Genomic DNA, 23,213 nt, shown 5'->3' on the forward strand with positions numbered 1-23,213 from the left:
CAGGCTGTAGGCAAATGATATGGATAACCGTGCACATGAATGGATGGATCGGCGGCGTCCGGGCAGCTCCGCTTTCCATGGGGCAGGCGCTGAGCCCCATAGGAGTCTGCGCTGCCCTCCCGCCGCCAAGTGGCTTGCGACAAGATTGTATAGAGCTTAAAAGATCGTATCTTTCTGTACTTATTGATGTTCAATAACACTTATCGGCTCTTTTTTTAAAGCGAAAGACTTTGTCTACACAATGAAAGTCTGCGCGAGGAGCACAGGCTCTTATGAAGTTGTACGATACGTTAACGATACGTCGGCGTTACGTGGACAAAACATAAATAAAAAGAAAATAAAACAGAAACAAAACATCTTCTTGCCGGAAGGTATCGATTTTTTCAAAAACACTGTATATAAACGATGAAAAAACTAAAAAGAAAGAAATGGATTTGCCGCGGTGTCACCGCTCGTTTATCATAAAAAGTAGATTGCATAGACAGGAGAGTATGGGAAATGTACAAATTAATTGCGATTGACATGGATGGCACGCTTTTAAACGATCACCATGAAGTAACCGATGAAGTGCGCAGCGCCCTTGATGAAGCTCGGGAACGCGGTGTGAAGGTGGTTCTTTGCACAGGCCGTCCGCTTGCCGGTGTGCGCCGCTACTTAAAGGACCTTCGTCTTGAAGATGAAGAGGATTATGTGATTGCCTATAATGGTGCTATCGTGCAAAACACACATACAAATGAAGTAGTGTTTAAGCAGTCGCTTGGCTATGAAGATTTCCGCGCACTGCATGATCTGAGCCTGGCGCTTGACACGCCAATGCACTTTTTTGATGCAGAGTATTTATACACGACGAACAAACTGATCAGCCCGTATACCGTACATGAAGCGTTTATTACGAAAATTCCATTCCAGCATACAACGGTAGAAGAAGTGCCGACTGACATTGCCATGCCAAAGGTCATGTATATTGATGAGCCGGAACGTCTGGACCGGACCATTGCGGCGATTCCTGCCCAAATCAATGATAAATATATGATGGTGAAAAGTGCACCGTTTTATTTGGAGATTTTACATCGCGAAGTCAGCAAAGGAAATGCAGTGAAACGCTTGTCTGAGAAGCTGGGCATTAAACGGGAAGAAGTCATGACAATCGGTGACAACGGAAACGACCTGTCGATGATTCAGTTTGCAGGCTGCGGCGTAGCGATGGAGAATGCGATTCCGATGGTAAAAGAAGCGGCTGATTTTGAAACAAAATCCAACAACGAGCATGGCGTGGCTCATGCGATTCGTGAATTGGTGCTTGTGTAAGGCCGGATAAAAAGAATTTGGGCCGGGTTTCTACCTGCGATGGCCGGAAAAAGAAGTTTCCGGCCATTAGCGGCTAAAATCCGGCCTATTTGTTATATTTCCGGCTTAAACCAGGGTTTTTCGTTCGCCCGCCAGCAGTAAGTAAATAGCCTGCGTCCCTTTATCGTCATGGCCCTGCTCCGACAGTTTGTCGTACAGCGATTTAGCGAGTGTAAGGCCTGGTGTATTCATGCCCATGGCCTCAGCTGATTCAATCGCAATGTTCATATCTTTAATAAAGTGCTTAATGTAAAAGCCAGGTTCAAAATCACCTTTGATCATGCGCGGCGCAAGATTTGCCAGTGACCAGCTGCCAGCGGCTCCGCTTCCGATGCTGCCAAGCACCTGCTCTGGATCAAGCCCTGCTTTTTCCGCATACACAATCGCTTCTGCGACACCCATCATGTTCGACGCAATGGCGATTTGGTTGCACATTTTCGTATGCTGGCCTGCACCGGCCGGTCCTTGAAGAATAATGTTTTGCCCCATTGCTTCGAGGACGGGTTTTACTGCGTCAAAATCAGCTTGATCCCCGCCCACCATTATCGTTAATGTACCGTTTTTGGCGCCCACATCCCCGCCCGATACCGGTGCATCCAAGACGTGAATGTCTTTCTTTTTGCCTTCTTCACACAATTTCTCAGCTAAAAGGGGGCTTGAAGTCGTCATATCAATGGCATACGATCCTGGTTTAGCGTTTGATAAAATGCCATCCTCTCCAAGATAAACGGCTTCTACATCACTCGGATAGCCGACAATCGTAATGATTACATCCGCTGTCTGCGCCACTTCTGCCGGTGTATCTTTCCAGACAGCGCCTGCGTCGAGCAGTTCCTGCGCCCGTGCTTTTGTCCGGTTATAGACGACAACCGGGTAGCCTGCCTTCATTAAATGGCCGGCCATGCTTTTTCCCATTACACCTGTTCCGATAAATCCAACCGTTTTGCTCATATGTAATCGACTCCTTCCAAAAATTTCTTTCTTCTTTATTGTATCAAAAAAACCGGGCGGTTGTTTTAGATTTTACTGTAGGTGGTAAACTGCTAAAGATAAGAAAAGGAGGAGCACAAAATGAAAGATGTCCAAACGAAACGGGTAGTGCTCCGTTTTCATAAAGGAACAGCAGAGCAGACGGAAGACCGTATTGTGACCGAGCAGCCGGTAACGGTCAAAATCAATGGAAACGAGTTTGTTACCATGGTGTGTACACCGTCTTACATAGAAGATATGGTTATTGGTTATTTAGCGTCGGAAGGTGTTATTCGCCGTTATGAGGATATAAAGCAAATGCGAATAGACGATTCGGGCTTTGTTCATGTAGAGCTGGCGCGTGTCAATCCATTTTTTGAACAGCTCCAAAACAAGCGGTATGTCACATCATGCTGCGGCATGAGCCGGCAGGGATTCGTGTTTGCCAACGACGCGCTTACCGCAAAAAAAATGCGCGATATTCATGTGAAAGCAACACCGGATCTTTGTTTTTCATTGATGAAGCAAATGCAGGAAGATGCGGATGTATTTAAAGAAACAGGCGGTGTTCACAACGCAGCCCTTTGTGATGAATCCGGTATTTTGCTGCATCGAATGGATATTGGCCGGCATAACGCTCTCGATAAATTATATGGATATTGCCTGCGGCACGGCGTGTCGACGAGGGGGAAAATCCTTGTGTTCAGCGGCCGGATTTCCTCGGAGATTTTACTTAAAGCAGCCAAGATCGGCTGTGAAATGGTTTTGTCAAAATCAGCGCCGACAGAATTGGCTCTGCAGGCAGCCGAAGAACTCGGCATTACTACGGTTGGCTTTATCCGGGGCGGCTCTATGAACGTGTATACTGGTCCTGAACGAATCATCTTGCGTTAAAAAGGGTCCTTTGCTATAATAGATAACGCTTACATGGAGAGGCTTCCTTCGGTGATGAAGGAAATAGAAAACGAGCCACCTCGTTTTTTCTATCATGATAGTAATGGCATTTCTTTCGACGGGAAACGAAAGAAGCAGACAGTGTGCTCACAAGAGCATGCTGTCTTTTTTTGTTTATTTCTATTCCCGAAAGGGTATTTTTACAAAGTCTTTTGAAATGATAGAAAATGATAAAAATTGGGCAGGCACAATGATCATGAAAAAGAGGGGAGTTCTTGCTGTGACCGATTACGTGAAAGTGACGATTAACGGGCAGAAAATGAGTATTCCGGGAGACGTATCTATTTTGCAGGCACTTCAGGAGCAGGCGGTAGAGGTGCCGCATGTTTGTTATCACCCGCAGCTGGGTGCCATCGAAACGTGTGACACGTGTTTGATTGAAGTGAATGGGGAATTTGTCCGCTCTTGTTCTACTCCTATTGAAGATGGGGACGTCATTGAAACCGCTTCAGGTGAAGTAAAGCGGGTTCAGAATATCGCGATGGACCGGATTTTGCATAATCATGACTTGTATTGCACGGTCTGCGATTACAATAATGGACGCTGTGAAGTGCACAATACTGTTAAACAAATGAAAATTGAGCATCAAAATGAACCTTATGAAGAAAAGCCCTATGCAGTCGACAATACCAACCCTTTTTACCGTTATGATCCGGATCAGTGCATCCTGTGCGGCCGCTGTGTAGAAGCGTGCCAGGATTTGCAGGTAACTGAAACGCTGTCCATTGACTGGAGCCTGGAGCGGCCGCGTGTTGTTTGGGATGATGGGCGTCCGATTAACGAATCTTCATGCGTATCGTGCGGACACTGTTCTACTGTCTGCCCATGTAACGCCATGATGGAAAAAGGAATGGTCGGGGAAGCCGGCTTTTTGACAGGCATTAAACAAGACACGCTGAAATCCATGATTGAATTGACGAAAAATGCGGAAACAGGCTTTAGTTCCATTATGCCGATTTCTGATGTGGAAGCAGCGATGCGCCAGACGCGCATTAAGAAAACAAAAACGGTCTGCACATATTGCGGTGTTGGCTGCAGCTTTGAAGTATGGACGAAAGACCGGCATATTTTAAAAGTGGAGCCGACAGTGGAAGCACCGGCAAATGGTGTATCTACCTGTGTAAAAGGAAAGTTCGGCTGGGATTTTGTCAACAGCGAGGACCGTCTGACAAAACCGTTGATTCGAGACGGTGAAGCATTCCGCGAAGCGGAATGGGAAGAAGCTCTTTCATTGATCGAATCGAAATTTAAAAATATAAAAGAAACATATGGCCCTGAATCAATGGCCTTCATTTCTTCTTCAAAATGTACAAATGAAGAATCATACTTAATGCAAAAACTTGCCCGCGGCGTCATCGGTACAAACAACGTCGATAACTGCTCACGCTACTGCCAGACACCAGCAACAGTCGGGCTGTTCCGGACAGTCGGCTACGGTGGTGACTCTGGTTCTATCACGGATATTGAACAGGCCGGCCTTGTGATGATTGTCGGTGCGAACAGTGCTGAGTCTCACCCTGTACTCGCTACACGGGTTAAACGGTCCCATAAATTATTTGGCCAAAAGCTGATTGTTGCAGACCTTCGGAAAAACGAAATGGCAGACCGGGCTGACTTGTTTATTCAGCCAAAAGCCGGTACAGATCTTGTCTGGCTCTCAGCAGTCACAAAATATATTGTGGACCAGGGCTGGGCTGATGAAGAATTTCTGCAAAAGCGGGTCAACGGCATTGAAGAATATATTGCCAGCATTCAGCCGTACACACTCGAGTACGCCGAGCAAGTAACCGGTATTTCCCAGCAGGAATTGATTACAATTGCCGAAACGATTCACAACACGAAATCAACGTGTATTCTTTGGGCAATGGGTGTTACACAGCATGTGGGCGGAAGTGACACAAGTACAGCCATTTCAAACCTGCTGCTCATTACCGGCAACTACGGAAAACCAGGTGCCGGAAGTTATCCGCTGCGGGGCCATAACAATGTGCAGGGTGCAAGTGATTTCGGCAGTATGCCGGACCGCTTCCCGGGCTACCAAAGCGTAAAGGATGACGCTGTCCGCGCTAAATATGAAAAAAGCTGGGGTACAAAGCTTCCAGCGGAGCCAGGCTTAAACAACCATGAAATGGTGTCCGGCATCCATGCAGGCAACGTGAAACTGATGTACTTAAAAGGCGAAGATATGGGCTTAGTAGATTCCAATTTAAACTACGTTCATTCCGCTTTTGAGAAACTGGATTTCTTCGTGGTACAGGATATTTTCTTATCTAAAACGGCTCAGTTTGCCGATGTCGTTCTGCCAGCTTCCCCGTCTTTTGAGAAAGAGGGCACATTTACAAATACAGAACGCCGTATTCAGCGCTTGTATCAAGTGTTCGAGCCGATGGGCGATTCAAAACCAGACTGGCAGATCATTATGGAAATAGCAAACCGCCTCGGCGCCGGCTGGGAATACACACACCCAGGCGAAATTATGGCCGAAGCAGCAAGCTTGATGCCGATTTATTCAGGTGTCACATACGACCGTCTTGAAGGCTTTAACAGCCTGCAATGGCCGGTAGCGGAAGACGGGACTGACTCACCGCTGCTCTTTAAAACGCTGTTCCCGTTCCCGGACGGCAAAGCACGGCTTTATCCAGTCGAGTGGACTGAGCCGCTCCAATACGAGGAAGAGTATGATCTCCATGTCAACAACGGCCGTCTTTTGGAGCACTTCCATGAAGGGAACATGACGTATAAATCTGCTGGTATTTCTTCAAAAACCCCGAGCGTCTTCTTGGAGGTATCGCCGGAGCTTGCGGCCGAGCGGGGGCTTGAAGACGGAACCGTTGTCCGGCTGACATCACCGTATGGAAGCGTAAAAGTGCCATGCCTTGTTACAGACCGGGTGAAAGGCAAAGAAGTGTACCTGCCGATGAACAGCCAGGGAGAAGGCGCGATCAACTATTTGACAAGCAGTTACGCTGACAAAGATACAGATACGCCCGCTTACAAAGAAATCAGTGCGAAAATGGAAATCTTATCAGCCAAAGGAGACAACCCATTGCCAAGCATCAATCATCGCAACGGCAATCCGCAGCCGCAAATCGGTGTACAAGTCGAGAAAAAATGGGCTCGGCCGGATTATGTGTTCCCTGGTGACTTGGTAACGAAAGGGGTGTCGAAGCGTGGCTAGAGCAATTACGGCGATACGCCGCTTAGAAATCAGTGAAGAAGAACAGCGCCGCCGGGACCTTGAAGAATTGGGAACGCTGCTCATTGAGCACAAAGAAGTTGTTAAAGATTTTCTGCATATGCTGAATAAAATTCAAGACCGCAGCGGCCTGGATGTAGTAACCGGCTTGTTTGATAAAGGTGATGAAGTACTTGATGTGCTGGTTAAAGCAACGGACAAGCCTGAAGTCGCAAAAATCATTAAAAACAGCCTGCTTCTGCTTGGCTCGCTTGGAAAAATCAATATTGAAGACATGAATCCATTTATTGAAAAAATCAATGGCGGCTTACATCACGCTGTCCGCTCAGAGAATAAAGAAGCGGGCTACGGTTCCATGCTTCGAACCTTAGCCGCCCCTGAAACGAAAGAAGCGCTCGTATTTCTTCTTTCGTTCCTCAAAGGAATGGGAGCAGGCGCGCCGCAGCCGCAGCCTGTGCCAAAGAAGAAAAAAGGGAAAAAGAGCTGGCTTTTAGCCGCAGGCCTGTCACTTGCCAGCGTCGTTCTTTTATCGAAACAGTCGGATAAAAAAGATTTAGAATCTCCCGAGTACGACGTCGTTCATCACCAGTAAGAAAGAAAAAAGCAGTGCGTTCAACCTATGTTTTTAAACGCACTGCTTTTCTATTACAGACCAGGAGGGCTTCAGATGGCTTATTATCCCCCTAAGAAAATTGCCCAGGTGGCCATAGAAGCAGGTAAAACAAAAACGGAGCTCCCGCTTCCTCAAATGCTTGTATTAGGATTTTTAGGAGGCGCCTTTATTTCAATTGGATACTTGTTAGCGATCCGGGTATCGGCTGATGTTCCGCATGAATGGGGATCATTTGCTTCTTTTTTAGGCGCAGCCGTTTTTCCGCTTGGCCTTATTTTAATCCTTATTGGCGGAGCAGAACTGCTGACCGGCAATATGATGGCCGTTCCAATGGCATTTTTGGCTAAAAGAGTGACCATTTCAAGATTGCTGCATAATTGGTTTTGGATTACGATCAGCAACTTTATCGGTGCTCTGTTTGTTGCCTATTTTTTCGGCCACGTAGTTGGACTGACAGAAACCGGTCCATACTTGGAGAAAACTGTTTTAACTGCACACGCAAAAGTAGATACCGCTTTTTGGCCGGCTTTCATCTCCGGCATCGGCTGCAACTGGCTTGTAGGGCTGGCTGTCTGGCTCGCGTACGGCGCAGACGATATTGGTGGAAAAATTCTGGCCATCTGGTTTCCGATTATGGGCTTTGTCGCGATCGGGTTCCAGCATATTGTCGCCAACATGTTTGTGATTCCGGCAGCGATTTTTGCCGGAGAATTAACCTGGATGGACTTTCTGCGAAACTTTGTACCGGTATACTTGGGAAATGCCGTCGGCGGTTTTATTTTTGTTGCCATGGTATATTGGATTGCTTACGTGCCGAGAAGCTCCGTGCCGGCCGATAAATAACATAAAAAACCACTCTCTTCATGAAGAGAGTGGTTTTTTATGTTAATCAAGCAGTCCAACCATTTTTAAACCGTTTAAAATCCCGTCTGCATCAACATTGGTCGTCACATGCTTGGCGGCATTGACCGCTTCTGGGTGTCCATCGCCCATTGCTACACTGTTTGCTACCGTTTTCAGCATTTCTACGTCATTTAAGCCGTCCCCAAATGCATAAATATCTTCTGGTAAGATGCCAAGCTTATCAATGACTTTTTGAATTCCTTTGGCTTTTGATCCGCCAGCCGGCACGATATCAACAGAGACAGGATGCCAGCGGACAAAATCAAACTCAGGAAACGCTTTTTCATATTCTTTGTCTTCCGGGTCCTGGCAGAACAATAGAGACTGATACAGGTCGCGCCCTTCATGGTAGGTCGGGTCATGCTCAGGGAAGTAATTGATTTTCAGTGATTTAATACCGGCTGTAACATGCTCGTGTTCAGGAGTGTTCGCTTTCATATCTTCATGATCCATAAACACAACAGGATGCTTTCGTTCAACGGCTACATCTGTTAAGCGGAGCAAAGCTTCTTTATTAAGCGGATTTTTATAGAGCGCTTCTCCTTTGAAAACAACATACTGACCGTTGTAGCTGACGAATGTTTCAATACCCAGCTCCTTGCGCAGGCCTTCGAACATGAATGGCGCGCGCCCTGTGGCAATCGCTACTTCATGGCCGCGCTCTTGAAGCTCGCGGATAGCCTGTCGGGTAGAAGCCGGCAGCTTTTTGTCATGATCGTACAATGTGCCGTCTATATCAAAAAAAATAATTTTTTGGCTCATAAAAATCCCCTTCGCGTTTTATTTTCCCTTTATATACTAGCAAACGATAGTCAATCGAACAAATGAAACATTATGTAACCGCTTTTAGTTTTCAGAAAAGTAATCGCTTTATTTTAGCTTAACCTCTTGACGAAAAGAAGAGAAGGTTATATGCTATTTACAAATGTAACATATACGAACAAAAGTAAAGGGAGGAACAATCATGGTAACAAAATTAAACCTGCCCACTTCGATTACGGATGAAAAATTAAAAGACCTATACAAAGAAATGTGGCTGATTCGTTATTTTGACGAGAAAGTAGACCAATTTTTTGCGAAGGGGCTTATTCACGGGACAACGCACCTTTGTGTCGGACAGGAAGCATCGGCGGCTGGATCGATCGCCGTACTTGAATCGAGAGACAAAATTGTTTCTACTCATCGCGGCCATGGGCACTGTATTTCTAAAGAAGGCGACGTTAATAAAATGATGGCTGAGCTGTTCGGACGTGAAACCGGTTACTGTAAAGGAAAAGGCGGCTCGATGCATATTGCTGACGTGGAAAAAGGCAACCTGGGTGCGAACGGGATCGTAGGCGGCGGCATCCCGCTGGCAGTTGGAGCAGCCTTAACATCCAAAATGAGAAATGAGGATTATGTAGTACTCTGCTTCTTTGGAGACGGGGCATCCAATGAAGGAAGTTTCCATGAATCGGTCAACCTTGCGGCTATTTGGGATTTGCCAGTTGTGTTTATTTGCGAAAATAACCAGTATGGCATGTCGGGTCCGGTCAAAGACATGACCCGCGTTGAACATATTGCAGACCGCGCGAAAGCATACGGAATCCCGGGAGAGATTGTAGACGGCTGTGACATGATCGACATCATGAACAGTGTAGACAACGCTGTACGACGTGCGCGTGAAGGCGGCGGGCCGACGTTGATTGAAATGAAAACATACCGCTGGAAAGGCCACTCAAAAAGCGATGCGAAAAAATACCGTACGCGTGAGGAAGAAAACGAGTGGAGAGCGAAAGACGGTATTAAGCGGTTTAAGGAAGCACTGATTACTTCAGGTGTTTTAACAGAAGAAGAAGCGAAAGCCCTGCAGGAAGAAGCCAATCGGGAAATTGAAGAAGCGGTGCGATTTGCAGAAGCAAGCCCGGAACCGTCCATTGATACTTTAGAAGAAGACGTGTACGCGTAAAATAGGAGGGGCGATAACGATGACAACGACAATAGCGGAAAAAACAAGAGAGATTACGTATTTAGAAGCCGTTCGGGAAGCCATGAGCCAGGAAATGCGCCAAAACAGCGATGTATTTATTCTTGGAGAAGACATAGGAGTATACGGCGGCGCGTTCGGTGTCACGCGCGGCATGATTGAAGAGTTCGGTCCGGAGCGCGTGCGCAATACGCCGATTTCAGAAGCAGCGATTTCTGGTGCAGCGGTTGGGGCGGCTTTGACAGGGATGCGTCCAATTTTAGAACTGCAATTCTCGGACTTTATCACAATTGCTATGGACCAGATGGTCAACCAGGCCGCAAAAACACGTTATATGTTTGGCGGTAAAGGAAAAGTGCCAATGGTGCTTCGTACACCGGCTGGATCTGGAACAGGCGCGGCTGCCCAGCATTCGCAAAGCCTAGAAGCGTGGATGGCCCATATTCCAGGATTGAAAGTGGTTCAGCCTTCTACGGCTTATGACGTAAAAGGGCTTTTAAAAGCAGCGATGGATGATGACAACCCGGTTGTTTTTTATGAACATAAGTTACTATACAGAACATCTGGTCATGTGCCGGAAGAACAATACTCTATTCCGCTCGGAAAAGCTGATGTAAAGCGGGAAGGAACAGATGTAACGATTGTCGCAACAGCTATCATGGTTCACAAAGCGCTCGAAGCAGCAGCGGAACTCGAAAAAGAAGGCATTAGCGTTGAAGTGATCGATCCGCGTACGATCGTGCCGCTCGATGAAGAAACCATTATTGAGTCTGTCAAGAAAACCGGGCGTCTCATTGTGGTACATGAAGCCGTGAAGCGCGGCGGCATCGGCGGAGAAATCGCCAGCATGATTGCGGAAAGTGAAGCATTTGACTATTTAGACGCGCCGATCAAGCGCCTGGGCGGACTGGCAGTGCCGATTCCGTACAATCCGACACTTGAAAAAGCGGCGATTCCTCAAGTACCGGATATTATTGCAGCAGTAAGAGAAACGGTGAAAAACAAGTAAGAAGGAGGGAGAACGATGGCTAAAGAAATTTTTATGCCAAAGCTGAGCAGCACGATGGAAACAGGAACCCTCCTTCAATGGTTTAAGGAAGAGGGAGACAGCGTCGAGATTGGCGAGCCGCTTTTTGAAATTATGACTGACAAAATCAATATTGAAGTAGAGTCATATGACGAAGGCATTTTATTAAAGAAGTATTTTGGAGAAGACGACCAGGTGCCGGTGAATCATGTGATCGGCTACATTGGAATCGAAGGGGAAGACGTGCCGCAAGAAGCACCGGGTGTATCGGGTGCTGAAACAGAAGAAGCCGCTCCAGCAGAAAACCCGGAGCCGCAGCTTGTTGCAGCGGGAAGTGCAGAAACAGCAATCACAGACGAAAAGCCGCGGGCAACCCCAGCCGCCCGGCATCTTGCCCGGACAGAGGGAATCGAGCTTCGTGACGTACAGGGAAGCGGCCCGAACGGCCGCGTGCATAAAAAAGATGTAACCGCTCATGCAGAAAGCAGTCCGGTCGAGGCAAAAGCAACACCGCTTGCCCGCAAGGTTGCGGCAGGAGAAGGTGTCGATTTGTCCGCTGTACAAGGAAGCGGCGCCAACGGCAAAGTCGTGAAACAAGATGTGATTTCCGCCAAACGCACAACAGCGCCTGTTGCGGGTACATCGGCGCGCAAAAAAATGTCGGGTATGCGTAAAGTGATCGCTGAACGTATGGTACAAAGCAAGCAGACAGCACCTCACGTCACGATGACGAGCGAGATTGATATGACAAAAGTAAAAGAACTGCGTGCATCGCTTCTGCCGGTTGTGGAAAAGCAGACGGGCTTCCGCTTGTCATATACAGAAATTTTAATGAAAGCAACAGCCGCTGCCCTGGCACGGCATCCGGAAATCAACGTATCGCTTGAAGGCGATGAGATCGTCCAGCACGGCCATGTTCATCTTGGCCTTGCCGTAGCGGTGGCGGACGGCTTAATGGTGCCGGTCATTAAAGATGTGCTCGCCAAGGGGCTGGCGGAGCTGACACAGGATGCAAAAGAAATCAGCCGGCGGGCGCGTGAAAACAAGCTGCTCCCTGATCAAATGAAGGGGTCCACATTCACGATCAGCAACGTTGGTATGTATGCCGTTGATATGTTCACGCCGGTCATTAATCAGCCGGAAAGCGCCATTTTAGGCGTAGGGCGGATGCAGGACAAACCGGTCGCGGTAAACGGAGCGCTTGAAATCCGGCCGATGATGACACTCAGCTTGTCATTTGACCACCGTGTGATTGACGGGGCACCGGCCGCCGCCTTTTTAACAGAGCTTAAAGACGTTTTAGAAAATCCATATGAGCTGCTTGTATAAGGAGTGTAACTGATGACATCATACGATATCGTCGTTGTAGGAGGCGGGCCGGGCGGCTATGTCGCCGCGCTTCACGCGGCGGAGCTTGGCAAAAGGACAGCATTAGTAGAACCAGATTTTTTAGGCGGCACGTGCTTAAACCGCGGCTGCATTCCGTCTAAAACGCTGCTCAAGCATGCAGAAATCATTGAATCTATCGAAAAAGCGAGGAACTGGGGTATTGAAACCGGGGAAATGACGCTTTCGTTCGATAAAATGAAAAAGCGGAAAAATGACGTGATTGAACGGCTGCGCGGCGGCATTGCATTTTTGCTGAAGCAGGGCAAAATTGATGTCTATAACGGCTTCGGCTCTGTTAAAGAAGGCGGGCGTGTAGCGGTCAAAACGGAATCTGGTGAAGAAACGATCCAGACGGCGAAAGTGATCGTCGCTACCGGTTCAACACCGGCTGTGCCGCCGATCCCTGGCCTTGACTCGGTCCGCTTTGATACGAGTGACACGATTTTTGATATCCCAGAGATTCCAAAGTCCGTCGTCATTATCGGCGGAGGGGTGATCGGTGTAGAATTTGCCTGCATTTTCGCTTCCCTCAAGTCAAAGGTCACGATCGTTGAAGCAGCAGACCGGATTGTACCGACAGAAGACGCGGAAGCTGCCAAGCTGTTAGCAAAAGCACTGAAGAAAAAAGGCGTCGCGATCCAAACAAAAGCGAAAGTGCAGTCGGTGCGGGAAGAAAACGGGATCAAAATCGTCACCTGTGTGGATGCGAAAGAAAAAGAGTTTGAAGTGGAAGCTGATACACTGCTTGTCAGCACAGGAAGACGGCCGAATGTATCTGCAACAAGTGAACTGAACTTGAACATGAACGGGCCGTTTATCGCTGTAAACGAGCGAATGGAAACGAGCAGTCCGAACGTTTACGCGGTCGGTGATGTCATCGGCGGCTGGCAGCTGGCCCACGCGGCAAGCGCAGAAGGCGTCGTGGCGGCAAACAATGCAGCCGGCGCCCCGGATGTAATCGACTACAAGGTAATGCCGCGCTGTATTTATACACTGCCGGAAATTGCGGGGGTTGGCTTAACAGAAGATGAAGCAAAAGCGCAGGGCATAGACGTACGGGTTGAGAAATTTGATTTTGCCGGAAGCGGCAAAGCGCTGGCAGCCGGCGAGCCGGAAGGATTTACGAAAATCATTTACGAAGCGAAGTACGGTGAAATCATCGGCGTGGTGATGGCCGGCCCGCACGTAACCGAAATGATCTCTGAGGCCTCTGCCTTTATGTATTTAGAAGGCACACTGGATGAAGCAGCCAAAATGATTCATCCGCATCCAACGATCTCGGAAACATTTTTTGAAGCAGCGGTTCACGCGGTCAATAAGCTGAAGAAGCAGGCATAACCAAAAAAGGAGGCATGAACATGGGTGGGGACGAACAAAAGCTGATGGTGAAAACTGCTTCGCTTTACTACCACGATGAATGGACACAGGCGCAAATTTCCAAGCAAATCGGCATGTCCCGTCCCATTGTCTCCCGGCTGCTTCAGCGGGCGAAAGATGCGGGAATCGTCGAAGTGTTTATTAAGGATGAAACGGTTCACACAGTTGCCTTGGAACAGCGGCTTGAAGCGGTATATGGCCTGGACGAAGCAGTCGTCGTGCCGGCGAGCCGGGCGCAGGGCCATTCTATGAAAAGCGCTGTTGCAGCAGCCGGTGCGCACTATGCCGCTAAAAAAACGAGGAATGTGAACCGCCTCGGTATTTCCTGGGGAACCACCGTGGCGGAGCTCGTAAAGCATTTTCCGTTTGATAAGCGTCCGGATTTGCACATTGTCCCGCTTGAAGGCGGGATGGGAAGAGCATCAATCGATATTCACGCGAATCACCTGGCATATGAGCTGGCGAAAAAAAGCGGAGCCTCCTGCTCGTATTTATATGCGCCAGCGATTGTAGATTCAGAAGAAATGAAAGATCACTTTATGAAGATGGCTGACATTAAAAGTGTGCTTCATGAAGGAGCCGGCGTAGAAATGGCGATTATCGGCGTAGGCAATCCGCACGAAGATTCGACGCTTGAGAAAGTAGGCTACCTTCGTAAAGAAGAAGCGGAATCTCTTAAAGAAGCAGGAGCAGCAGGTGATGTTGGATTCCGTTTTTTTAATGACCACGGCTTGGCCATTGATCACCCTTTTAACAACAGAGTGGTCGGCATTCCGCTTGAGCAGCTTAAACAAATTCCATCCGTCATGGCAGTGGCAGATGGAATGAACAAACAAAGAAGCATGAAGGGTCTTCTCACAAGCGGGATCGTCAATATATTGGTCGTTGATGAAGGCTTGGCTATGGCGCTTTTGAACAATTGATTGAGGCGCTTACAAAAGAACACCTCTGAAACAAGGTGTGTCTTTTTCTTCCTTTTTTTAGAGAAAACGCTCTCATTTTTGTGTGTAATTGTTATAATAAAATAGAAAGAGACGTATTACGTCCTGCCAAAACATTATCTATGACATAAACAAAAAGAGGGGTTTCAATGTTAAGCTGGGAAGAGCGCCGTCAACTTGTGAAAGTGGCGAATTTATATTATACGGAAGGCTGGACACAGCAGCAGATTGCCAAAAAAGTCGGGGTGTCCCGTCCAGTGATTTCTAAAATGCTGCAGCGGGCAAAGGACGCTGGCATTGTAGAAGTGTACATAAAAGACGAAAGTGTGCATACGGTAGAGCTGGAGAAAGGATTGGAAGAAAAGTTCGGTCTTCAAGATACTGTCGTGGTTCCATCAATCGGTTTTACACCGGATATGGTGCGCCGTGCGGTCGGGCAGGCTGCTGCTCATTACGTGTCGCGTCATTTAAAAACAGAGGTGGAGCGGCTCGGCATTTCCTGGGGGACGACGCTGTCTGAATTTGTAAAGGAATATCCATTTGAACGGCGGGAGAATATGAATATTGTGCCGCTTGTCGGCGGTATGGGAACAAAAAGTGTGGAGATTCATGCCAACCAGCTGGCGTACGAGCTGGCGAAAAAAATGAACGGTACCTGCTCATACTTGTACGCACCTGCCATTGTAGAATCAGTCGAATTAACCGAGCGGCTCATACAAATGCAGGACATTGCCCAGGTGCTCGAAGAAGGAAAAAATGTAGAGGTAGCGATTGTCGGAATCGGGAACCCGCACAAAGGCTCTACGATGAAAGACATCGGCTATATCCATGAAACAGATATTCAAAGCCTGAAAAAAGCAGGCGCCATCGGAGACATCGGTTCCCGCTTTTTCGATCAGGATGGCGTCCCGATTGAGCATGAATTAAACAAGCGGATTATCGGCCTTCGGCTGAGAGACTTAAAGAACATTCCGTACGTGATCGGCATTGTTGAGGGAACCTACAAAGCGGAAAGCATCGAAGCGGCCCTGAAAGGCGGCTACGTACAAACGCTCATTACCGATGAACAAACTGCATTAGCTCTTTTAAACTAAATCATTGCTGTTTAAGCTGCCGGAGGTTTCTGGCAGTTTTTTCATTTGTTTTGTTTCAGCACAATTGTGTACAAAGCGATGGATAAAAACTGTTATGAAAACGCGTACATTTTCGAAGTAAATCGTGATAGCATGTAATTAAGCAAGGAGGTCATATTGATGTATCTGGACAAAGAAGCAGCTTATTGTTAAAAGACCTCGTTTTCAATCCTCATGTTAAAAACAAGGATTTAGAGGAAAAGTACGGGCTGAGCCGGCACCAGGTCGGTTACAGTATTAACAAAATTAACAGCTGGCTGACCTCAAATAATTTGCCTGTTATTGAAAGAGCAAAAAATGGATTTTTTATCATTCAAACAGAAGTCCGCTCCTACTTCAAAATGGATCACCAAGCAGAGGCTGCCGGGCAGCCGTACATTTTTTCTGAGAATGAACGGGCAGAGCTCATCTTACTTATGATTTTAAGCAAAAGGGAGGAATTGTCGCTAATCCATTTTACGAGTGCTCTATGTGTAAGCAAGAATACCATTTTAAATGATTTGGAAATGGCTCAAACGCTGCTGCAGCCGCACGGTCTTGAAGTAGGTTACTCCCGGCAGAGCGGGTACGAAATGATCGGAAGTGAAATTCAAAAAAGAAAATTTCTGATTCATCTTGTGCAAAGAATACTTGAAAAAGAGCATGGAGAATGGGCTCTTGAAAGTGTCAAAGAAATTCATAAACAAAGAAAAGTGGATATTCAGCAATGGCTTGAGCAAGTAGAACAGCAGCTGAATTTAACGTTTACCGACGAAAAAATGAAGCAGCTTCCTTACATCCTTGCGATTACACTGGAGAGAATTGAGCAATTTGAACGAATTGATGCGGCATTTTGTATCCATTACGAGGAACTGTCAGATACGAAAGAATATCAGGCGGTAGAGCTGCTTTTGCAAGGTGATGAGGCCATTCCAAGGGAAGAACGGCTGCTTATCGCCTTAAACCTCCTGGCATCCAATGTTTCTTCCTATGAGGTCCTGACAGATACAGATCTTCCTGAACTCGTAAAAGCAGTAGAAACCACCTTGCACTTGTTTGAAAAAAATGCCTGCATTGAGCTAAAGGAAAAAGAAAACTTAACCCGGCTTATTTTTAGTCATATGAAGCCGGCTTATTACCGGATCAAGTATCATCTGGCCACTTCTAACCAGTACGCCGAAAAAATCGATTCAGAATTTGGAGAACTTCATTTTTTAATTAAGCAGTCTATCGCGCCGTTAGAAGAACTGATTGGAGAGGCCATTCCAGAAAGCGAGATCGTCTACTTAACGATGTTTATGGGGGGATGGCTCGAACGGCAGGGGGGAGGTGCTGCAGGCATTGGACGCCAGATTGCTTTGGACTTTGCTGAAAAAGGATGCTGTACAGCCGTAGCGGACATTGACCAGTCAGTTCTAACAGACATGACCCAGCAAAATCAAGTACATGGATTTAAAGCAGATGTCAGCTCATGGGCCAGCGTCTCGGAAATGATCGAACAGGTTATCGATGAGATGGGAAGCATCGATACGCTTGTGTTTTCGGCAGGCATAACGAAAAAAGGGGATCTGGAAGAAACAGACTGGGCTTTATGGGAAAAAACAATAGCCGTTAATTTACATGGCCTGTTTTTCAGCATCAAAGCCGCCGCGCCGCATATGATGGGCAGAAAAAAAGGAAAAATCGTTATTATCGGCTCTGGCTCTGCTATTACAGGATCAGGAGGAGGCATTCAATATTACGCCTCAAAAGGCGGTGCATTTGGCCTTATGAGATCGCTTGTGAAAGAGCTTGGAGAACACCGAATTAATATTAATGTGATTGCCCCGAGAGTCATTGAGTCACAGATGCTGGACTCACTTTATCCAACGGACGAGTTAAAGCAAACGGTCAGGAGTAAGATCCCAATTGGAAGACTGGGCAGGCCGTCCGATATCTCTGAACGGGTTCAGTATCTCAGTTCAGCTCAAGCGGATTATATTCATGGCCAAATTTTTCTTCTTGATGGCGGAAGAACGTACCAAGGAAACAGATAAAAAGGAAACAAGCTATTTTTGCAACAGGTTTGAACCGTTGTAAAAGTAGCTTGTTTCCTTTTGTCTGAAAATTTTTTCGTGAAATCCGTGAATTACTATTGACTTTAATTCAGAGGATGGACTACAATCATTACAAAGGTAACGTATTAGAACAAATGTAAAGGAGTGATCTTCAATGTGGGGTTATCTTCTTGCGGGATTTGTCGTTTTATGGCTGCTTCAAATTTATTTGACCATGCGTCAGATGAAGCATTATCGAATGACGATTCAACATATGAGCAGAAGAGAAAGCGGTTACTTAGGTGTTGGTGTTGAGAAAAAGAAACTTGGTTCCGGAACCGTGCTGATTCTTGTTACAAATGAACAAGGGATTGTTGAAGAATGTCGGGTGATGAGCGGTGTCACGGTTTTTGCTAAATTCAAAAAATGTAAGCGGTTTATAGGTCAGCATATCTCCGTACTGCAGGATGAACAATGGGAAAAGTCGCTCGAAATGGCCACTGATAAAATCAAACAGCAAATGAATACGGCTGTAACCGTTTAACTTTCATTATACAAGAAAGAGGAGGGAATGTAAGATGGACTTTTTGGTAAAATTTGCAGAAGGATTTATCGGGATGTTCGAAAAAGGTGGAGAAACCTTTATGGGCATGTTTACCGGTATCATTCCGACACTCATTTGTTTAATTCTTGCTGTAAACGCTTTAATTAAAATTATTGGGGAAGAGCGGATTGACCGCTTTGCCCGTAAAACAACCAAAAATATTATTTTACGCTATACGCTGTTTCCACTGCTGGCCGTCTTCTTCCTGACAAACCCGATGGCTTATACATTTGGGAAGTTCCTGCCGGAGCGTCAGAAGCCGGCATTTTATGATTCAGCTGTTTCACTCGTTCATCCAATCACTGGACTTTTCCCGCACGCCAATGCGGCAGAGCTGTTCGTATACATGGGAATTGCCCAGGGAATTACGACGCTTGGCTTGTCTACAGGACCACTGGCGATCCGGTTTTTCCTTGTCGGCATGATTGTCATTTTAATCCGCGGGATTGTAACAGAACGTATTACCATTGCGATGATGAAACGCCAGGGGATCTCCGTAACGGACTAATGAAGAGAGGGGGAGAAGCAGATGTCTGAAAATCAAGCAGTAAATCCGGCATATAAAGCAATCAAAATTACTAAAGGCAGCAATGGATGGGGAGGGCCGCTTGTCATCCAGCCGGATGAGCAGAAAAAGTATGTTGTATCCGTAACTGGCGGAGGCATTCACCCGGTTGCCCAGCGCATTGCAGATTTAACGGGTGCACAGGCCGTTGACGGTTTTAAAACATCGATCGAAAAAGACGAAATGGCCTGTGTGTTGATTGACTGCGGCGGTACCGCACGGTGCGGTGTGTATCCGAAGATGGGCGTGCTGACGATCAATCTGACGCCCACATCTCCATCCGGCCCATTAATGAAATTTATTAAAGAAGACAACTTTGTTTCAGGTGTCAGAGAGCCGGACATTCAGCCAGCAGATGGAGCGGCAGCACCGTCCGTTACCGCAGCGGCTCATCCGAAAAATGCCCAGCAGCTGAAAGCAGAAGCGCGCGAAAAAGTCGCACAGATGAAAACCAGCAGCGGTGAACCGCGCAAGCAGAACATTATCGAAAAGCTGGGCCGTTCGATGGGCGGCGTGATCGGGGTGCTGTACCAGGCAGCACGGGAAACGATTGAGCAGGTATTGAAAAACATCATCCCATTTATGGCGCTTGTCAGCACCTTGATCGGGATTATCCTGTACACAGGCATCGGTGATATTATTGCCAACTTTGTATCGCCGCTTGCCGGCAATATCTTCGGACTTCTCGTTCTGTCGGTGATTTGTGCCGTGCCGATCCTGTCGCCGCTGCTCGGGCCGGGTGCCGTGATTGCCCAGGTCGTTGGTGTACTCGTCGGGGTGGAAATCGGCAAAGGGAATATTCCTCCAAACCTCGCTCTTCCCGCCCTGTTTGCGATTAACCCGCAGGTCGGCGCAGATTTTGTGCCAGTAGGCTTAACACTCGGGGAAGCAAAACCGGAAACAGTAGAAGTTGGGGTGCCGGCTGTTTTAATGTCACGTTTAATTACAGGACCGCTTGCGGTCGTGATTGCATACTTCTTTAGCTTTGGCTTATACGAATAATAGGAGGGGTCACTTTGAGTGTACTTGGAGGCGTAAAAATGAAAACGATTTATCAGTCAACTGTTACGGAGCTTGGTGCAGACATGGAGATGTTTGCGGAAGAAAAAATGCTGATTATTTTTAATGAAAGCGCACCGAAAGACCTGCGTGACATCGCGGCTGTGCACAGCATTGCGCCGCTTGAAGGTGTGATTGAAGCGGGCGATATACTGACTTTTGGCGATCAGGCGTACAAGGTGACGTTTGTAGGGGATAAAGTAAACGAGACGGTTGCGGAGCTTGGCCACTGCACAATTACGTTTAACGGAGCGGATCATGCAGACCTGCCAGGAACACTTTGTGTAGAGGATAAAGACATGCCGGTCATCTCGGTATCAACAACGATTACATTTCAAAAGCCTGAGGGGGCCTAAACATGCTGGGACTTAACCGAAAACTGATGCAGCTTGAGAAAGAAGGAAAGGAAATTAAAGTCGGCTTGATCGGCTGCGGCCAAATGGGACGGGGCATGATTTCGCAAATTGAAAGCATGAAGGGCATGCGTGTAGCCGCTACAGCCGACTTGAAAACAGATATTATTCAAAATGCGTACATGACAGCCGGTGTGGAGCCGCAGCATATCGTTACCACAACAGAAATCGAAACAGCAGAAAAAGCATTAAGAGAAAACAAAGTGGTGGCCACTACCGATGTGTCTATGGTGATCGCGCTGCCGGGCATTGATGTTATTGTAGATGCAACAGGCATCCCGAACCTTGGTGCTGAAATTGCCTGGAAAACGATTATGAACAAAAAGCATATCGTCATGCTGAATGTAGAAGCGGATATTACAGTCGGTCCATTGCTTCATCAAATGGCAGAAGCAAGCAGCGTTGTTTATACAGGATCTGCTGGTGATGAGCCAGGCTGTATTATGGAGCTGTATGACTTTGCTGATGCACTTGGCTTTGATATCGTCGCTCTTGGAAAAGGAAAAAACAACCCATTAAACTATGAAGCAAATCCGGATTCTGCGGCAGCAGAAGCAAAAGAAAAAGGCTCAAGCCCGAAAATGCTCGCTTCCTTCCAGGATGGAACGAAAACAATGGTTGAAATGAACGCGGTCGCAAATGCAACAGGATTTTTACCGGATAAGCCAGGCATGCATGGCCCAGAAGGCACGGTGAAAGAGCTGCCGGATATTTTCCGTCTGCAGGAAGAAGGCGGCATTTTAAAAAGCAAAAAGATTGTCGACTATGTAAATGGCGTTGCGCCGGGCGTCTTTGCCATCATTTCTTCTGAAAAAGAAGAAGTAAACCATGAAATGCAGTACTTAAAAATGGGCCCGGGACCAAATTATATTCTGTTCCGTCCTTACCATTTAACGAGCTTAGAAACGCCGCTTTCAGTGGCTCGGGCCTATTTAAACCAGTCAGCCACCATCGCACCTTGGCATGGCCTGCAGGCAGAAACCGTTGCAACAGCGAAAAAAGATCTGCAGCCAGGTGACCGCCTTGACGGCATCGGCGGATATACGGTATACGGCACGCTGTACAGCCAGGAAGAATCCAAAGCCGCCAATGCTTTCCCGATCGGACTTGTAGATCCGAATGTGGTCGTAAAACGTGCAGTGAAAAAAGGCGACATTTTAACGTATGATGATATCGAACAGGAGCGGGAGTCAACGATTTGGAAGCTGCGCTCGCTTCAAGCACAGAGCTTTTAAGAAACGAAAGGGGATGCTGCCGTATATCGGGGCATCCCTTCAATTGTTTTGAACAGCTTGGTTTACCGCTCCCCCTGATTGGCATATAATAAAGAGGTAAAGAAATAGGTGTGAAGGAGTGAGGCTTAGTGAAAATTTCCGAAATGGAAGCCGGCCTTTATTGCACGCGTTGTCATGATGAAACCATTCATCGGGTTGTGTATGTGAACAATAAAATTCAAAGCATTGAATGCGAGGAATGCCATCGGCTGACCGGCATGAAAATCGATGCGAAAAAAGAATTATATAAAGAAATGTACGACCGTATTTCAACAAAGCCTTCACGAATGACACAGGAATATAAGCAGGACTTAAGCAAGTTTGTTTCCGGTATGCCGCTGCGGGTGATCAGCAAGCCGTACAGACTCATTAAATATGTAAACGAAACGAGAAAAGTACTCAAACAGTCTAAACATTCTTAACGCAGGCGGTATGCTTTTGAAGCAGCCGCTTTTTTGCGCTTAAAAAGACGGCACACTTATTTGTGGCCGTCTGGTTCGATATGAATATGGGTCAAGCGGATGCCATGCTCCTGCAGCAGGGCTTCCTCTACATATTCGGTAATATCATGGCTTTCGATTACATTTAAATCCGGGTCTACAAGAAGAACAACGTCCACAAGCGTAATGTTTCCATGCGAGCGGGCTTTAATGCTCGGCACACCGCGGACGCCTGGTACTTTTTCAACAGTTTTCTGCATCCCTTTTAATTCATTAAGGTCAAATGCATCTGTCAGGGCAAGAGATGCGTCAGAAAAAATATCCCAGGCGGTTTTTAAAATAATAAGGCCGACTACAAAAGCAGTGAGCGTATCAAGCCAGCCAAGACCCAGGCGAGATCCGATAATCCCGACAAAGGCTCCTACGCTGACAAGGGCATCTGAACGGTTATCCTGGGCAGCCGCTAAAATAGATTGGCTGTTAATTTTTTTGGCAAGCCGCCTGTTGTAGAGGTAAACGCCATACATGACCAGTGCAGCACCTAAAGCTGTCCAGGCGGTGAACATATCAGGTGTTTCATGATTCGCCTGAAACAGGGATTGTCCTGCCGAAAGCAAAACTTGAATGGCAACGGATGCCATAATAAAAGCGGCTAAAAGAGAAGCAACCGTTTCTGCACGAAAGTGGCCATACCGGTGATTTTCATCCGGCGGTTTACGGGCAATGCGCAGGCCGATCAAAATAGCGACGGAAGCGATAATATCCGTTGAGTTATTTAAACCATCTGCTTTCAGCGCTGCGGAATTGCCGATCCAGCCGACGGTCAGCTTTACTGCGGAAAGGAATAAGTAGGCTGCGATACTGATCCATGCACCGCGTTCTCCTTTTTTTAAATCTTCGTATGCTGTTTCCACCTGTAGTTCCTCCAGAAAAGTTAGTGTTTATACTATACCAGCCCTCATTCGGGTGGGTCTACGGCAACATGATTGCCGCTGGCTTAACAAGTTGCCCCTGTACTACAATTGTTC

General features: G+C 47.1%; 22 protein-coding genes. 19 read left to right on the top strand and 3 right to left on the bottom strand.

Annotated elements, in window-relative coordinates:
• Positions 1 to 14: 14 nt before the first annotated feature.
• Positions 15 to 197: a hypothetical protein gene (locus L2D08_RS05080; protein ID WP_242232653.1), complete on the top strand. Its 183-nt coding sequence runs from the start codon at positions 15 to 17 to the stop codon at positions 195 to 197.
• A gap of 301 nt (positions 198 to 498) precedes the next feature.
• Positions 499 to 1,308, top strand: a complete 810-nt coding sequence (yidA, locus tag L2D08_RS05085) for a sugar-phosphatase (protein ID WP_242232654.1) — start codon at positions 499 to 501, stop codon at positions 1,306 to 1,308.
• Between the two features lie 105 nt (positions 1,309 to 1,413).
• On the opposite strand, the gene L2D08_RS05090 is transcribed toward yidA, so the two are convergent.
• Positions 1,414 to 2,298, bottom strand: coding sequence for an NAD(P)-dependent oxidoreductase (locus L2D08_RS05090; RefSeq protein WP_242232655.1), 885 nt, complete (start codon positions 2,296 to 2,298; stop codon positions 1,414 to 1,416).
• 120 nt (positions 2,299 to 2,418) lie between these two features.
• Between L2D08_RS05090 and fdhD the strand changes: the two genes are divergently transcribed.
• The 4 genes from fdhD to L2D08_RS05110 all read left to right on the top strand — a co-directional run bounded on the left by fdhD (position 2,419) and on the right by L2D08_RS05110 (position 7,922).
• Positions 2,419 to 3,210, top strand: coding sequence for a formate dehydrogenase accessory sulfurtransferase FdhD (fdhD, locus tag L2D08_RS05095; RefSeq protein WP_242232657.1), 792 nt, complete (start codon positions 2,419 to 2,421; stop codon positions 3,208 to 3,210).
• A 256-nt stretch (positions 3,211 to 3,466) separates the two neighbouring features.
• Positions 3,467 to 6,448, top strand: coding sequence for a formate dehydrogenase subunit alpha (gene fdhF / locus L2D08_RS05100; protein WP_242232658.1), 2,982 nt, complete (start codon positions 3,467 to 3,469; stop codon positions 6,446 to 6,448).
• The gene (locus L2D08_RS24245; RefSeq protein WP_242232659.1) at positions 6,441 to 7,058 is read left to right on the top strand and encodes a helical membrane plugin domain-containing protein; all 618 of its coding nucleotides are present in this window, start codon (positions 6,441 to 6,443) and stop codon (positions 7,056 to 7,058) included. Before fdhF ends, L2D08_RS24245 begins: the two co-directional genes overlap by 8 nt.
• A gap of 75 nt (positions 7,059 to 7,133) precedes the next feature.
• Complete coding sequence (locus L2D08_RS05110; protein ID WP_242232660.1) at positions 7,134 to 7,922, top strand: formate/nitrite transporter family protein; 789 nt, start codon at positions 7,134 to 7,136, stop codon at positions 7,920 to 7,922.
• Between the two features lie 42 nt (positions 7,923 to 7,964).
• Here the strand turns inward: L2D08_RS05110 and L2D08_RS05115 are convergent, their stop codons facing one another.
• Entirely contained in the window at positions 7,965 to 8,744 is a 780-nt protein-coding gene (locus tag L2D08_RS05115; RefSeq protein WP_242232661.1) for a Cof-type HAD-IIB family hydrolase, read from the bottom strand.
• A gap of 202 nt (positions 8,745 to 8,946) precedes the next feature.
• On the opposite strand from L2D08_RS05115, the gene pdhA reads away from it, so the two are divergent.
• From pdhA to L2D08_RS05180, 13 genes are all read left to right on the top strand, one after another.
• On the top strand, positions 8,947 to 9,930 hold the full coding sequence (gene pdhA, locus L2D08_RS05120; RefSeq protein WP_242232662.1) for a pyruvate dehydrogenase (acetyl-transferring) E1 component subunit alpha: 984 nt from the start codon (positions 8,947 to 8,949) through the stop codon (positions 9,928 to 9,930).
• Positions 9,931 to 9,949: 19 nt separating this feature from the next.
• Positions 9,950 to 10,957, top strand: coding sequence for an alpha-ketoacid dehydrogenase subunit beta (locus tag L2D08_RS05125; RefSeq protein WP_242232663.1), 1,008 nt, complete (start codon positions 9,950 to 9,952; stop codon positions 10,955 to 10,957).
• 15 nt (positions 10,958 to 10,972) lie between these two features.
• Positions 10,973 to 12,304 carry a dihydrolipoamide acetyltransferase family protein gene (locus L2D08_RS05130; RefSeq protein WP_242232664.1) on the top strand — a complete coding sequence of 444 codons (1,332 nt, stop codon included), beginning with the start codon at positions 10,973 to 10,975 and terminating at the stop codon, positions 12,302 to 12,304.
• A gap of 9 nt (positions 12,305 to 12,313) precedes the next feature.
• Positions 12,314 to 13,702 carry a dihydrolipoyl dehydrogenase gene (lpdA, locus tag L2D08_RS05135; RefSeq protein WP_242232821.1) on the top strand — a complete coding sequence of 463 codons (1,389 nt, stop codon included), beginning with the start codon at positions 12,314 to 12,316 and terminating at the stop codon, positions 13,700 to 13,702.
• Between the two features lie 20 nt (positions 13,703 to 13,722).
• Positions 13,723 to 14,664, top strand: coding sequence for a sugar-binding transcriptional regulator (locus L2D08_RS05140; RefSeq protein ID WP_242232665.1), 942 nt, complete (start codon positions 13,723 to 13,725; stop codon positions 14,662 to 14,664).
• Positions 14,665 to 14,831: 167 nt separating this feature from the next.
• Complete coding sequence (locus L2D08_RS05145) at positions 14,832 to 15,776, top strand: sugar-binding transcriptional regulator (protein ID WP_242232666.1); 945 nt, start codon at positions 14,832 to 14,834, stop codon at positions 15,774 to 15,776.
• A 185-nt stretch (positions 15,777 to 15,961) separates the two neighbouring features.
• Complete coding sequence (locus L2D08_RS05150; RefSeq protein ID WP_242232667.1) at positions 15,962 to 17,830, top strand: SDR family oxidoreductase; 1,869 nt, start codon at positions 15,962 to 15,964, stop codon at positions 17,828 to 17,830.
• A gap of 175 nt (positions 17,831 to 18,005) precedes the next feature.
• Positions 18,006 to 18,374 (top strand): transcriptional regulator GutM, encoded by a 369-nt coding sequence (locus tag L2D08_RS05155; RefSeq protein WP_242232668.1) that lies wholly within the window; start codon positions 18,006 to 18,008, stop codon positions 18,372 to 18,374.
• A 34-nt stretch (positions 18,375 to 18,408) separates the two neighbouring features.
• Positions 18,409 to 18,942, top strand: coding sequence for a PTS glucitol/sorbitol transporter subunit IIC (srlA, locus tag L2D08_RS05160; RefSeq protein WP_242232670.1), 534 nt, complete (start codon positions 18,409 to 18,411; stop codon positions 18,940 to 18,942).
• A 21-nt stretch (positions 18,943 to 18,963) separates the two neighbouring features.
• Complete coding sequence (gene srlE / locus L2D08_RS05165; protein ID WP_242232671.1) at positions 18,964 to 20,001, top strand: PTS glucitol/sorbitol transporter subunit IIB; 1,038 nt, start codon at positions 18,964 to 18,966, stop codon at positions 19,999 to 20,001.
• Positions 20,002 to 20,015: 14 nt separating this feature from the next.
• A complete protein-coding gene (locus tag L2D08_RS05170; protein ID WP_242232672.1) occupies positions 20,016 to 20,414 on the top strand; it encodes a PTS glucitol/sorbitol transporter subunit IIA in 399 nt (132 codons plus the stop codon).
• Positions 20,415 to 20,416: 2 nt separating this feature from the next.
• Positions 20,417 to 21,706 carry an NAD(P)H-dependent oxidoreductase gene (locus tag L2D08_RS05175; protein ID WP_242232673.1) on the top strand — a complete coding sequence of 430 codons (1,290 nt, stop codon included), beginning with the start codon at positions 20,417 to 20,419 and terminating at the stop codon, positions 21,704 to 21,706.
• Positions 21,707 to 21,834: 128 nt separating this feature from the next.
• Positions 21,835 to 22,167 (top strand): bh protein, encoded by a 333-nt coding sequence (locus L2D08_RS05180; RefSeq protein WP_242232675.1) that lies wholly within the window; start codon positions 21,835 to 21,837, stop codon positions 22,165 to 22,167.
• Between the two features lie 56 nt (positions 22,168 to 22,223).
• Here L2D08_RS05180 and L2D08_RS05185 read toward each other — a convergent pair whose 3' ends face one another.
• Positions 22,224 to 23,099, bottom strand: a complete 876-nt coding sequence (locus tag L2D08_RS05185) for a cation diffusion facilitator family transporter (protein ID WP_242232676.1) — start codon at positions 23,097 to 23,099, stop codon at positions 22,224 to 22,226.
• Positions 23,100 to 23,213 lie beyond the last annotated feature (114 nt).

The organism is Domibacillus sp. PGB-M46, assembly GCF_022668875.1.
Lineage (GTDB): Bacteria > Bacillota > Bacilli > Bacillales > Domibacillaceae > Domibacillus.

Excerpts from the sequence above, each read along its gene's own strand:
- L2D08_RS05080 (WP_242232653.1), top strand. The coding sequence starts at position 15 with ATGATATGGATAACCGTGCACATGAATGGATGGATCGGCGGCGTCCGG.
- yidA (WP_242232654.1), top strand. The coding sequence starts at position 499 with ATGTACAAATTAATTGCGATTGACATGGATGGCACGCTTTTAAACGAT.
- L2D08_RS05090 (WP_242232655.1), bottom strand. The coding sequence starts at position 2,298 with ATGAGCAAAACGGTTGGATTTATCGGAACAGGTGTAATGGGAAAAAGC.
- fdhD (WP_242232657.1), top strand. The coding sequence starts at position 2,419 with ATGAAAGATGTCCAAACGAAACGGGTAGTGCTCCGTTTTCATAAAGGA.
- fdhF (WP_242232658.1), top strand. The coding sequence starts at position 3,467 with ATGAAAAAGAGGGGAGTTCTTGCTGTGACCGATTACGTGAAAGTGACG.
- L2D08_RS05110 (WP_242232660.1), top strand. The coding sequence starts at position 7,134 with ATGGCTTATTATCCCCCTAAGAAAATTGCCCAGGTGGCCATAGAAGCA.
- L2D08_RS05115 (WP_242232661.1), bottom strand. The coding sequence starts at position 8,744 with ATGAGCCAAAAAATTATTTTTTTTGATATAGACGGCACATTGTACGAT.
- pdhA (WP_242232662.1), top strand. The coding sequence starts at position 8,947 with ATGGTAACAAAATTAAACCTGCCCACTTCGATTACGGATGAAAAATTA.
- L2D08_RS05125 (WP_242232663.1), top strand. The coding sequence starts at position 9,950 with ATGACAACGACAATAGCGGAAAAAACAAGAGAGATTACGTATTTAGAA.
- L2D08_RS05130 (WP_242232664.1), top strand. The coding sequence starts at position 10,973 with ATGGCTAAAGAAATTTTTATGCCAAAGCTGAGCAGCACGATGGAAACA.
- L2D08_RS05140 (WP_242232665.1), top strand. The coding sequence starts at position 13,723 with ATGGGTGGGGACGAACAAAAGCTGATGGTGAAAACTGCTTCGCTTTAC.
- L2D08_RS05145 (WP_242232666.1), top strand. The coding sequence starts at position 14,832 with ATGTTAAGCTGGGAAGAGCGCCGTCAACTTGTGAAAGTGGCGAATTTA.
- L2D08_RS05155 (WP_242232668.1), top strand. The coding sequence starts at position 18,006 with ATGTGGGGTTATCTTCTTGCGGGATTTGTCGTTTTATGGCTGCTTCAA.
- srlA (WP_242232670.1), top strand. The coding sequence starts at position 18,409 with ATGGACTTTTTGGTAAAATTTGCAGAAGGATTTATCGGGATGTTCGAA.
- srlE (WP_242232671.1), top strand. The coding sequence starts at position 18,964 with ATGTCTGAAAATCAAGCAGTAAATCCGGCATATAAAGCAATCAAAATT.
- L2D08_RS05175 (WP_242232673.1), top strand. The coding sequence starts at position 20,417 with ATGCTGGGACTTAACCGAAAACTGATGCAGCTTGAGAAAGAAGGAAAG.